At 71.8% G+C, this 11,596-nt stretch carries 10 protein-coding genes; 5 read left to right on the forward strand and 5 right to left on the reverse strand.

The features are described from left to right. Positions 1–167: 167 nt before the first annotated feature. Together AB0K52_RS16765 and AB0K52_RS16770 are read left to right on the forward strand one after the other, a co-directional pair. Positions 168–1,754, forward strand: a complete 1,587-nt coding sequence (locus AB0K52_RS16765) for a methylmalonyl-CoA mutase family protein (protein WP_363532637.1) — start codon at positions 168–170, stop codon at positions 1,752–1,754. Between the two features lie 512 nt (positions 1,755–2,266). Then, a complete protein-coding gene (locus AB0K52_RS16770) occupies positions 2,267–3,457 on the forward strand; it encodes an amidohydrolase (RefSeq protein WP_363532639.1) in 1,191 nt (396 codons plus the stop codon). A gap of 55 nt (positions 3,458–3,512) precedes the next feature. Here AB0K52_RS16770 and AB0K52_RS16775 read toward each other — a convergent pair whose 3' ends face one another. Then, a complete protein-coding gene (locus tag AB0K52_RS16775; RefSeq protein ID WP_363532641.1) occupies positions 3,513–3,956 on the reverse strand; it encodes a gamma-glutamylcyclotransferase family protein in 444 nt (147 codons plus the stop codon). A gap of 60 nt (positions 3,957–4,016) precedes the next feature. Between AB0K52_RS16775 and AB0K52_RS16780 the strand changes: the two genes are divergently transcribed. After that, on the forward strand, positions 4,017–5,402 hold the full coding sequence (locus AB0K52_RS16780; protein ID WP_363532644.1) for an NAD(P)H-quinone dehydrogenase: 1,386 nt from the start codon (positions 4,017–4,019) through the stop codon (positions 5,400–5,402). A gap of 57 nt (positions 5,403–5,459) precedes the next feature. Here the strand turns inward: AB0K52_RS16780 and AB0K52_RS16785 are convergent, their stop codons facing one another. The 3 genes from AB0K52_RS16785 to AB0K52_RS16795 form a co-directional block, all read right to left on the reverse strand. Continuing rightward, a complete protein-coding gene (locus AB0K52_RS16785) occupies positions 5,460–6,488 on the reverse strand; it encodes a hypothetical protein (protein ID WP_363532647.1) in 1,029 nt (342 codons plus the stop codon). Between the two features lie 197 nt (positions 6,489–6,685). Beyond that, the gene (locus tag AB0K52_RS16790) at positions 6,686–7,441 is read right to left on the reverse strand and encodes an ABC transporter permease (RefSeq protein ID WP_363532650.1); all 756 of its coding nucleotides are present in this window, start codon (positions 7,439–7,441) and stop codon (positions 6,686–6,688) included. Beyond that, on the reverse strand, positions 7,438–8,184 hold the full coding sequence (locus AB0K52_RS16795) for an ATP-binding cassette domain-containing protein (RefSeq protein ID WP_363532653.1): 747 nt from the start codon (positions 8,182–8,184) through the stop codon (positions 7,438–7,440). The genes AB0K52_RS16790 and AB0K52_RS16795 overlap by 4 nt, the downstream gene beginning before the upstream one ends. Before the next feature lie 108 nt (positions 8,185–8,292). On the opposite strand from AB0K52_RS16795, the gene AB0K52_RS16800 reads away from it, so the two are divergent. Together AB0K52_RS16800 and AB0K52_RS16805 are read left to right on the forward strand one after the other, a co-directional pair. Beyond that, a complete protein-coding gene (locus tag AB0K52_RS16800; protein WP_363532656.1) occupies positions 8,293–9,159 on the forward strand; it encodes a histidine kinase in 867 nt (288 codons plus the stop codon). Then, on the forward strand, positions 9,156–9,806 hold the full coding sequence (locus AB0K52_RS16805; protein ID WP_363532659.1) for a response regulator transcription factor: 651 nt from the start codon (positions 9,156–9,158) through the stop codon (positions 9,804–9,806). Before AB0K52_RS16800 ends, AB0K52_RS16805 begins: the two co-directional genes overlap by 4 nt. A gap of 309 nt (positions 9,807–10,115) precedes the next feature. Here AB0K52_RS16805 and AB0K52_RS16810 read toward each other — a convergent pair whose 3' ends face one another. Then, positions 10,116–11,552 (reverse strand): GuaB1 family IMP dehydrogenase-related protein, encoded by a 1,437-nt coding sequence (locus AB0K52_RS16810; protein ID WP_363532661.1) that lies wholly within the window; start codon positions 11,550–11,552, stop codon positions 10,116–10,118. Positions 11,553–11,596: the final 44 nt, after the last annotated feature.

Raw genomic sequence — 11,596 nt, forward strand, 5'->3', positions numbered from 1 at the left:
CGGTCGGTACCGGGCTCACTTACGGCTCGCAAGCCTCACCGCGCCTGTTCAGGTAACGGCCCCCCGACAGGCACGTAAGGGGGCGGGCGGGCTCGGGCGCGGCGGCGCCCCCGGGCAGGCGGGTCGGACCTTCCCGAAGACGCGGTCGGACCCCTAGGATGGCAGCCATGCAGTCGTCACCGCAAGGCCGCGAGGGGATCGAGATCCGGCCCGTCTACGGGCCCGACGACGCCGCGAAGGACCTCCCGGAACGGCTCGGCGAACCCGGGTCCTTCCCCTACACGCGCGGCGTCCACCCGTCCATGTACACCTCCAAGCCCTGGACCATGCGCCAGTACGCGGGCTTCGCGACCGCCGCCGAGTCCAACCGCCGCTACCGCGACCTCCTCGAAGCGGGCACCACCGGCCTCTCCGTCGCCTTCGACCTGCCCACCCAGATGGGCTACGACTCCGACGCGCCCGAAGCCGCCGGCGAGGTCGGCAAGGTCGGCGTCGCCATCGACTCCCTCGCCGACATGCGCGTCCTCTTCGGCGGCATCCCCCTCGACGAGGTCTCCACCTCGATGACCATCAACGCCCCCGCCGCCGTCCTCCTCCTGCTCTACCAGCTCGTCGCCGAAGAGCAGGGCGTCGACCCCGCCGCACTGCGCGGCACCATCCAGAACGACATCCTCAAGGAGTACATCGCGCGCGGCACCTACATCTTCCCGCCCGCGCCCAGCCTGCGCCTCGTCGCCGACACCTTCGCGTACTGCGCCGCCGAACTCCCGCAATGGAACACGATCTCCATCTCCGGCTACCACATGGCCGAGGCCGGGGCCACCGCCGCGCAGGAGCTCGCGTTCACCCTCGCCGACGGCATCGAATACGTCAACTGCGCCGTCAACGCCGGACTCGACGTCGACGCCGTCGCCCCCCGCCTCTCCTTCTTCTTCGTCGCCCGCTCCACGATCCTCGGCGAGGTCGCCAAGTTCCGCGCCGCCCGCCGCCTGTGGGCCCACATCATGCGCGACCGCTTCGGCGCCAAAGACCCCCGCTCCATGAAGCTCCGCTTCCACACCCAGACCGCCGGGGTCGAACTCACCGCCCAGCAGCCCGAAGTGAACCTCGCCCGCGTCACCGTCCAAGCCCTCGCCGCCGTCCTCGGCGGCACCCAGTCCCTCCACACCAACGCCTACGACGAGGCCATCGCCCTCCCCACCGACGCCTCCGCGCGCCTGGCCCTGCGCACCCAGCAGGTCATCGCCAACGAGACCGACCTCACCGACACCGTCGACCCCTTCGCCGGCTCCTACGCCGTCGAAGCCCTCACCGACGCCGTCGAAGCCGAGGCCCTGCGCCTCATCGACGCCGTCTTCGCCCACGGCTCCGTCGTCGCCGCCATCGAAGCGGGCTTCCAGAAGAGCGAGATCGAACGCAGCGCCTACGCGACCGCCAAGCGCATCGACGCCGGCGAGCAGATCGTCGTCGGCGTCAACGCCTACACCCTCACCGGCGCCGAAGCCCCCTACAAGCCCCTCAAAGTCGACCCCGCGATCGAGGCCGCCCAGGTCGCCCGCCTCGCCGAGCACCGCGCCGGCCGCGACGCCGACGCCCTCGCCGCCGCGCTCGCCGCCGTCACCGCCGCCGCCGCCGGCCGCGACAACGTCCTCTACCCCCTCAAGGCCGCGCTCGCCGCGGGCGCCACCGTCGGCGAGGTCTGCGGCGCGCTCGCCGCCGAATGGGGACGGTACATTCCCACCGACAATTGGTGACCGCTTCGTCACGTATCGCCGAAGCGCACAATGCGTCTGTCGCCGAGATCTCAATCCCTGGAAAGACTGGTCCGCGGACGCGTCAAGCCCGACCGCCGCGTCCCTGTTCTGTTTGAAAATCCGGATCTCGGCCGTAACTTATCGGCTCGGCAAGCGTTATGCCTCATGACGGCGGGTACGGCTTAACGGTCGTGACCGCACGTCGCGTGACCGTCACCACTGGCGCGGGGACCTGGGGGCGGAGACCGGGCGTCGCAAATCACGGCGCTGGCCGCAACGGAGCGCGATCGGATTAAGCTAGCCGGATCGCGCCCCATTGGTTTGATCCTCGAACGCGAATTGCGAGGCGCGAAGGAATGTTTACGCTCACTGCGGAGAAAGTCGTCGAGATGGGTACCGCCACAAAAGCCAATGAGCCGCTGCCGGGCGCGATAGCGCCTGAATCGTGTCTCGTGGTACCCGGCGCCCTTCCCTCGTTCGACCATTCCGGCGATCCCGCTGAGGAGCAGGCCATGCCCACGTCGCTGCCCGAGTTCCTGGACGGGTGGCTCGCCGCCCACGCGGGCGAGGTCATCGCGGCCCGCCGCCACATCCACGCGAACCCGCGCCTCTCCCGCCAGGAGCACGACACCGCGAACTACGTGGCCGCCGCGCTCGCCGAAGCCGGGCTCGACCCGCAGCTCATCCCCGACGGCACCGGCCTCACCTGCGACATCGGCACCGGCGACCGCGTCATCGCGATCCGCGCCGACATGGACGCCCTCCCCATCCACGACCCCAAGCAGGTCCCGTACCGCTCCACCGTCGAAGGCGTCTGCCACGCCTGCGGGCACGACGCGCACACCGCGATGCTCATCGGCCTCGGCCGGGTCCTCGCCGAACTCGACCGCCGCGAGGGCCTACCCGGCCGCTTCCGCCTCATCTTCCAGCCGTCCGAGGAGCAGTTCCCCTCCGGCGCGCCCACCATGATCAAGTACGGGGCGCTCACCGATGTCGCCGCGATCTTCGCGTTCCACTGCGACCCGCAGTTCCCGGCCGGGAAGATCGCGGTCCGCAACGGGCCCCTGACGGCCGCGTGCGACGTGATGGAGGTGCGCATGAGCGGCCGCGGCGGCCACACCTCCCGCCCGCACCTCACCACCGACCTCGTGAACGCCATCGGCCGCGTCGTCGTCGACGTGCCCGCCCTCGTCAACCGCCGCCTCGACCCGCGCCAGTCGGTCGCGATCGTCTTCGGCGCGGTCCAGGCCGGCGAGGCCGCGAACGCGATCCCGCAGGAGGCCCTCGCGCGCGCCACCGTCCGCGTCCACGGCCACGAGACCTGGGACATGATCCCCGACCTCGTCCAGGAGATCACCCGCTCGGTCGCCCGCGCCTCCGGCGTCGAATGCGAGATCGACTACCGCCGCGGTGTCCCGCCGGTCGTCAACGACCGCCTGGCCTCCGCGATGTTCGCCGGCGCCACCGCCGCCGCTTTGGGCGACGAAGCCGTCGCCGAAGCCCCGATGTCCATGGGCGGCGAGGACTTCGCGTACTACCTCGAGCAGGTCCCCGGCGCCATGGCCCGCCTCGGCGTCGGCCGCCCCGGCGAACATCTCGACATCCACCAGGGCAACTTCGACATCGACGAGACCGCCCTCGGCCACGGCATCCGCGTCATGACCCACACCGTCCTCGCCGCCGCCGCGAGCCCGGCCTTCTGAGCGACCGCGCGCCGATAGGGGGAGCCGCGGAGCGGCTCCCCCTATCGCATGTCGTCTACTCGGCGGTCGGGCGCTTGCGCAGCGCCTCGACGTAATCCTGCGGCGCGCCCGCCGCCTCGGCGGCCCGCATGATCTCGTCCAGATACCACTGGCTCGGCAGGCCGCCCTCGAAACCCTCGAACACGTACAGCCACACCGGCCGGTTCGCCTCCAGCGTCGCCGCCAGGGTGTGCATCTTCCGGTACAGGCCCGAGTTCAAGCCCTCGAGCTCGTCCAGCACCTGCCGGTCCGCCGGATCCAGGTCGTAGAGCGCCACGAACACGCGCTCGCCCGGCGACTCCACCACCGTGGCCACCGCCGTCTCCGAGCCCAGGTCGGCGTTGCCGAACGTCAGACGCCAGCCTTCCAGCCAGCCCGTCCCCACAAGCGGCGACCGCGGGCACGTGGCGCGCATTCGGGCAGGGTCGAGATTCGAGCCATACGCGGCATAGAGATGCACGACTCGAAGATACCCTTAAACCAGCCCGCACTGAAGCATCCCGAAACCGAAAGGCGCACCGTGGCACGAGTAGCGATCATCGGCGGAGGCCCGGCCGGGTATGAAGCCGCCCTCGTGGCGGCCCAACTCGGCGCCGACGTCACCCTCATCGAGGCCACCGGAGCGGGCGGCGCCTGCGTCCTCTCCGACTGCGTCCCCTCCAAGACCTTCATCGCCGCCTCCTCGGTCCTCACCGAGATCCACGAGTCCTCCGAGCTCGGCGTCGGCACCAAAGAGGCCACCGCCGACCCCGTCGCCGTCAACGGCCGCGTCCGCCGCCTCGCCACCCAGCAGTCCGCCGACATCGCCCAGAAGCTCGTCAACGCCGGCGTCGACATCGTCTACGGCCGCGCCGCACTCCGCGTCGACAAGGGCTACAACTACGTCCACGAACTCCACATCGTCCCCGTCGAAGGCGAACCGTACGACTCCGAAGCCGACGTCGTCCTCCTCGCCACCGGCGCCACCCCCCGCACCCTCACCTCCGCCCCCGTCGACGGCGAACGCATCCTCACCTGGCGCCAGCTCTACGACCTCAAAGAGCTCCCCGAACACCTCATCGTCGTCGGCTCCGGCGTCACCGGCGCCGAGTTCGCCTCCGCCTACCTCGCCATGGGCTCCAACGTCACCCTCATCTCCTCCCGCGACCGCGTCATGCCCCACGAGGACGCCGAGGCCGCCGAGACCGTCGGCCGCGTCTTCGTCCGCCGCGGCATGGACGTCCGCAACCACTCCCGCGCCGCCGCCGCCCGCCGCACCGACACCGGCGTCGAAGTCGAACTCGACGACGGCACCGTCATCGAAGGCACCCACGCCCTCATCTGCGTCGGCTCCATCCCCAACTCCGACAACCTCGGACTCCACGCCTACGGCATCACCGTCGACGACCGCGGCTTCATCCCCGTCGACAAGGTCTCCCGCACCAACGTCCCCGGCGTCTACGCCGCCGGCGACGTCACCGGCGTCCACGCCCTCGCCTCCGTCGCCGCCATGCAGGGCCGCATCGCCATCTGGCACGCCCTCGGCGAAGCCGTCCGCCCCATCAAACTCGCCCACGTCGCCGCCAACGTCTTCACCGACCCCGAACTCGCCTCCGTCGGCGTCACCCAGGCCGACGTCGACTCCGGCAAAGTGGACTGCCGCGGCGTCCTCCTCCCCTTCGCGTCCAACCCGCGCGCGAAGATGGTCGACCGCACCGAAGGCTTCGTCAAGCTCTTCGCCTGGAACTCCTCGGGGATCGTCGCCGGCGGCGTCGTCGTCGGCTCCCGCGCCTCCGAACTCATCACCCCGATCGCGCTCGCCGTGGAGCAGCGGCTCACGGTCGAGCAGGTGGCGCGCACGTTCACGATCTACCCGTCGCTGTCGGGCTCGGTGGCCGAGGCCGCGCGCCAGCTCATGGAGTTCTGACCGCGGGCACGGGAGCGGCCCGCGGCGTCTCGCCGCGGGCCGCTTCGTCGTTCTCGGCTACTGGAAGGCCTCGACCCGCAGGTGGCGGATGAGGTGGACGTCGGTCTTGCCGCCGGTGGAGGAGGCGAACCCGAACTTGAACGTCTCGGGCAGGGCCTCGGGCACTTCGGCCTCGAGCACGCGGACCCAGCCGTCGCCGTCCTGGAAGTCGATGTCCACGGTCACGTTCGCGCGGTCGCCCTCGGGCAGGACCTTGAGCTTGACGAGGCGCTTGGCGTCGTCGAGCGTCGTCCCGCCGAGGTCCCCCGCGAGGTCCGAGCCGTAGACGTCACCGTCGGAGTAGGCGCCGATGTACTCGTCGGTGGCCGTGGTCGCGAGCAGGCAGTAGCCCTCGTTGCCCTGGCCGGGGCCGCGGAGCGCGACGCTGTTGGGCGCCTTGTTGGTCTCGATCTGCAGATGCGCGGGCGCCTGCTGCCCTTCGGGGCAGCCGTTGCCGCGGCCTTCGGTGTCGCCCGAGAAGTTCCCGTAGACGTCCAGGCCGAGCCCGAGGTAGCCGCCGTCGATGCCGTCGTTGACGTGGCCGTCGGCGTCGAACTGGGCGTAGCCGAGGCTGCCGCCGTAGGCGCCGGTCTCGGTGAGGTCGGTGTCGCCGTCGACGAGGAAGAACGCGATGCCGTCGGCCGCGCTGCCGCCGTACTGGTACTGCGCGAAGGTCACCTCGACGCCGTTCCCGGAGGGCAGGGCCTCGTTGTGGATGACCGCGCCGGTGTCGTAGTTCCCGCCGTCGGTGAGCTGGAGGTACCCGGGGGACTTGCCGGACTCGGGCACGGGGCCGACGGCCTGGTCGGAGCAGGAGTCGAACTCGTCGTCGCCGCCGAGGACCGTGGCCGCCGTCAGGCACGCGTTGAGGGAGCGGAGGTCGGGGTCGGCGATCTCGGCGCCGCTGAAGCTCTCGGCGACGAGGAGGTCCTTCGCCTCCTCCTTCGCCTTCGCGTCGGCCGCTTCGGCCCCGGCGGTGGCCGGCAGGGCCGCGAGGGCCGCCGCGAGCATCATCGAACCCGCCCCGAACTTGGCAATGCGTTTCACTGGAGCTCCTTCGGTCTGCACCGCGCGGCACGCCGCGCGAAGTCCGCGGCCCGGCGAACCGAGCCGATTGCAGACTGAAGTTATACGAACACGGAGAGCGATGAACTCTGTTCGAGTAACTGTGGACTGTCTACAATCCAGTGCCGAAGCGGAGGCCGCCGCGGCGCATCGCCGCGGCGGCCGTCCCGGTCCCCGGATCAGGCATCCCTGCGGCGCATCGCCAACCAGCCGCCGACGAGCGCCGCCGCCGTCCACAGCACCAGGATCCCGATCCCCGTCCACGCCCCGTAATCCCGCCCGAACTGCGGATCACCCGGCACCGTCATCCGCATGATCACCATTCCCACCTGGTCCGGGAAATACTGCACCACCGGCCTCAGCGCCTCCAGATTCCCCAGGCCCTGCCCCGACAGGAACAGCACCGGCAGCAGGATCGACAGCGACAGCACCGTGCTCCGCAGCATCACCGCCAGCGCCGCCGTGAACACGCTCAACAGCGTCAAATGGATCCAGCCGCCCAGCAGCGCCTCGATCGTCCACCACGCCGACAGCGGCGCCGCCGCGTCACCGAGTATCACGCTCACGACCCCGAACACCGCCGCCTCCACCACCAGCGCCGCCACCGCCACGGTCACCCCGACCGCCGTCATCTTCGCCGCGAAGAACCGGCCTCGCGACGGCACCGCCGCCAGCGACGCCCGGATCGTCCCCGTCGAGAACTCCGCACCCGCCACCGACACCGCGAACGTCACCAGCACCAGCTGCGCCGTCAGCAACCCGAAGAACACCGGCAGCAGCGGATCCGACTCCGGGCCGCCCGCCGAGAACCCGCGCGCCACCACCCAGCCGAGACCCAGCGCCACCAACGCGAACAGCCCCAACGTCACCGCCGTCGACCGCACCGAACGGATCTTCACCCACTCCGCGGACGCCGCCCGCACGAAACCCGTCATCGCGCGCCCCCCGACCGGAACTCGACCGACGCACCCGTCAACCGCATGAACGCCTCCTCCAGGCTCGCCCCGCCGCCGTCCGCGCCCGCATGGGCCGCGATGAAATCCTCAGTGGACGTGTCCGCCAGCAGGCGGCCACGCCCGATCACCACCAGGTGCTCCGCCGTCAACGCCATCTCCGACATGAGATGGCTCGACACCAGCACCGTCCGCCCCTCCGCCGCGAGACCCCTCATCAGATGCCGGATCCACACCACCCCTTCGGGATCGAGACCGTTCACCGGCTCGTCCAGAATGAGCACCCCCGGGTCCCCGAGCAGCGCCGCCGCCACACCCAGCCGCTGCTTCATCCCCAGCGACAGCGTCCTCGCCCGCTTGCGCGCCGCCCCGGCCATCCCCGTGGCCTCCAGCACCTCCCCGACCCGCCGCTCCCCGATCCCGTTCGTGCGCGCCAGCCACCGCAGATGCTCCCGGACGCTCCGCGTCGGATGCAGGTCCCCGGCGTCCAGGAGCGCACCGACCGCCGTCAGCGGCCGGTCGAAGGACGCGTACGGCCGCCCGTTCACCACCGCGGACCCGGCCGACGGCCGGTCCAGCCCGAGGATCAGCCGGATCGTCGTGGACTTCCCCGCCCCGTTCGGCCCCAGGAAACCGGTCACGCGCCCCGGCTCCACCGTGAACGACAGGTCGTCGACGGCCGTGCCGCCCCGATACCGCTTCGTCAAATGCTGTACTTCGATCACATTGCCACCGTAGGAATCCCGGCCCCTCGCCCACAGTCGCCGAACGTCGCCGAAACCCGAGACGAAAGCGAACGCCGCCCACCCCGACCCGATGCGTACCCTGACGGTATGAGAGGACTCCTCGGCGCCGTCGCGATCGTGCTCGCCGAGTTCGCGCTGCTCGCCGCCATGCCCGCCGGACCTATCCCCGCCGCCGTCCTCGCGATCCTCGCCGCCGCCGTCATCGTCGCCCTCTGGCAGGTCTACCGCCGCTCCCTGCGCGAACAGGAAGTCGCCGTCGAACGCGAACGCCTCCGCCTCGCCCGCGACATGCACGACCGCATCGGCCGCCGCCTCGGCCTCGCCGCCGTCCAGGTCGCCGCCCTCGAAGTCCGCGAGACCGACCCCGCCCGCCGCGCCGCGACCCGGCAGGTCGGCGACACCGTCCGCGCCGCCGTCGACGACCTCCACGGCCTCGTCGCCCTCCTCCGCGCCGGCGCGGACACCGCGACCGCCTTCGACCCCGCCGCCGCCGCGACCCTCGCCGCCGCCTTCATGGAAGCCGGCGTCCCCGTCGAACTCCACCACCGGGGACAACCCGGACCCCTCCCGGCCGCCGCCGCCCGCGCCGCCTACGCCGTCCTCGAAGAAGGCCTCGCCAACGCCGCCAAACACGCCCCCGGCGCCCCCGTCACGGCCACCGTCACCTGGGAGGCCGACGCCCTCCTCGTCGCCGTCGAGAACCCCCTCACCGCCCCGCCCCCCGGCCTGCCCGGCGGCCACGGCCTCTCCGGCCTCCGCGAACGCGTCGACGCCGCCGGCGGCCTCCTCGACCACCGCACCGACGCCGCCCGCTTCCGCCTCAACGCCATGCTGCCCCTCCCCGCCGCACGCCCCCCGCTCACCCGCGCCGCCCGCGCCGCCGCCGTCGGCACCGTCGTCCTCCTCCTCGTGCTGCTCCCGCTCACCTCCGTCGCCGGGGTGCGGGCCGGATGACGCGCGTCGTGATCGCCGACGACGAACCCCTCGTCGTCGAAGGCGTCCGCACCGTCCTCGAAGCGGCCGGCGCCACCGTCGCCGCAACGGCCCACAATGGACGCGACGCGCTGGCCGCGATCGAGCGGGCGCGGCCGGAGGTGGCGCTGCTGGACCTGCACATGCCGGGCATGGGCGGCCTCGCGGTGGCCGCGCGCCTGGGGGAGGCGTCGCCGGGGACGAGGGCGCTGGTGCTCACGTCGTTCGGGGACCAGGAGAACGTGCTCGCCGCCGTGGAACAGGGCGTGGCCGGGTTCGTGCTGAAGACCTGCGCGCCAGAGGAACTGGTCGCGGCCGTCAAAGCGGTGGCAGCGGGCGAGGCGTACCTGTCCCCGGTCGTGACCCGCATGGTCCTGGGCCTGGTCGCCCCGGAGTCGGCGCCGCGGCGGCGCGACGCGGTGGCACGCGTGGCCCGCCTGGCCGCGCGCGAACGCGACGTCCTCGAAGCGGTCGCGGAAGGCCTGTCGAACGCCGAGATCGCGCGCCGAGTCCACATGAGCGAGGCGTCGGTGAAGACCTACGTCAGCCGCGTCCTCGCGAAACTCGACTGCGCCAACCGCGTTCAGGCGGCGATGCTCGCCAGAGACGCCAGGGACGCAGGACGCTGACCCGGTACGTCGGAGAGTTATCCACAGGCCTGAACGTTATCCACAGGCGGGAAAACAGTCCTTGCCGCCCACGGCCGGACCTGTGATCGTTAATAGCAAAAACGGCTGCTTCGCCGGTGGTGGTGGAAGTGCGGAGTGGCGAACCGGTCCTGGCAGGACTGGCGGCGAAGTGGGAACCCCGGGGGCCGCCCCCGAAGACCGCGCGGGAGTGCACTCCCGCGCGGCTCCTGCCAGGACGCCTCGCGAGGTGAAGCGCGCGGGCGCGTCGGCGACCAGCCGACGCGCCCGCACCAGAAGGCCTTGCGGCGCTTACCAGCTGCTCGGCACGGGCGCGCCTTCGGTGTAGCCCGCGGCGGACTGGACGCCCACGGCCGCGCGCTCGTGGAACTCCTCGAGGTTCGTCGCGCCGGCGTAGGTCGCAGCGGACCGCACGCCCGCCACGATCGAGTCGAGCAGGTCTTCGACGCCGGGCCGCTTGTGGTCCAGGTACATGCGGCCGGTCGAGATGCCTTCTTCGAACAGGGCCTTGCGGGCCTGGTCGAACGAGGAGTCGCTGGCGCTGCGGGCCTTGACGGCCCGGGCGGACGCCATGCCGAAGGACTCCTTGAAGGCCCGGCCGTCGGCGTCGTAGTGCATGTCGCCGGGCGATTCGTGCGTGCCGGCGAACCAGGAGCCGATCATGACGTTCGACGCGCCCGCGGCGAGCGCGAGGGCGACGTCGCGCGGGTGGCGGACGCCGCCGTCGGCCCACACGTGCTTGCCGTGGCGGCGCGCGGTCGCGGAGCATTCGAGGACGGCGGAGAACTGCGGGCGCCCGACGCCGGTCATCATCCGGGTGGTGCACATGGCGCCCGGGCCGACGCCGACCTTGACGATGTCGGCCCCGGCGTTGATGAGGTCGGTCGCGCCTTCGGCGGTGACGACGTTGCCGGCGGCGACGGGCAGGTGCGGGGCGGCGTCGCGCACGAGCTTGAGCGCGTCGAGCATCTTCTCTTGGTGGCCGTGCGCGGTGTCGACGACGATGACGTCGGCGCCGGCTTCGACGAGCGCGGCGGCCTTGCCGGTGACGTCGCCGTTGATGCCGATGGCGACGGCGACGCGGAGCTTGCCGTTCGCGTCGGTGTTCGGCGTGTAGATGGTGTTGCGCAGCGCGCCGGCTCGGGTGAGCACGCCGTGGAGGCGGCCCTCGCCGTCGAGCACGGGCGCGAGCTTGACGTTCGCCTCCTCGAGGATCTTGAACGCCTCGGCGTCCGAGAGGCCCATGGGGAGGGTGACGAGCCGGTCGGAGGCGACCTGCTCGAGCTGCGTGAAGCGGTCGACGCCGCGGCAGTCGGCCTCGGTGACGACGCCGAGCGGACGGCGCTCGGAGTCGGTGACGATGACCGCGCCGTGGGCGCGCTTGGGGAACAGGGCGATCGCCTCGGCCACCGTCGCGGTGGGCGGGAGGGTCAGGGCCGCGTCGCAGTCGAGCGGGCGGGACTTGACACGGGCGATCACGTCGGCGACGACGTCGACGGGGATGTCCTGGGGGATGACGGCGAGCGCGCCGCGGCGCGCCAGGGTCTCGGCCATGCGCCGGCCCGAGACCGCGGTCATGTTGGCCGCGATGATCGGGATGGTGTTCCCGGTGCCGTCGGCGGTCGACAGGTCGACGTCGAGGCGCGACGCCACGTTCGACCGGTTCGGGACCATGAACACGTCCGCGTAAGTGAGGTCGTGGCCGGGTTGTCCGTCGATGAAGCGCATGGCTGTCCCCCTGTAGGGAGTGGTCGGGTGCCGGGCGGGAATGC

The organism is Glycomyces sp. NPDC049804, assembly GCF_040674615.1.
Classification (GTDB): Bacteria; Actinomycetota; Actinomycetes; order Mycobacteriales; family Micromonosporaceae; genus Glycomyces; species Glycomyces niveus.

Bases quoted from the DNA above. Each gene is read 5' to 3' on its own strand.
- AB0K52_RS16810 (WP_363532661.1), bottom strand. From the start codon at position 11,552: ATGCGCTTCATCGACGGACAACCCGGCCACGACCTCACTTACGCGGAC.
- AB0K52_RS16765 (WP_363532637.1), top strand. From the start codon at position 168: ATGCAGTCGTCACCGCAAGGCCGCGAGGGGATCGAGATCCGGCCCGTC.
- AB0K52_RS16770 (WP_363532639.1), top strand. From the start codon at position 2,267: ATGCCCACGTCGCTGCCCGAGTTCCTGGACGGGTGGCTCGCCGCCCAC.
- AB0K52_RS16800 (WP_363532656.1), top strand. From the start codon at position 8,293: ATGAGAGGACTCCTCGGCGCCGTCGCGATCGTGCTCGCCGAGTTCGCG.
- AB0K52_RS16790 (WP_363532650.1), bottom strand. From the start codon at position 7,441: ATGACGGGTTTCGTGCGGGCGGCGTCCGCGGAGTGGGTGAAGATCCGT.
- AB0K52_RS16805 (WP_363532659.1), top strand. From the start codon at position 9,156: ATGACGCGCGTCGTGATCGCCGACGACGAACCCCTCGTCGTCGAAGGC.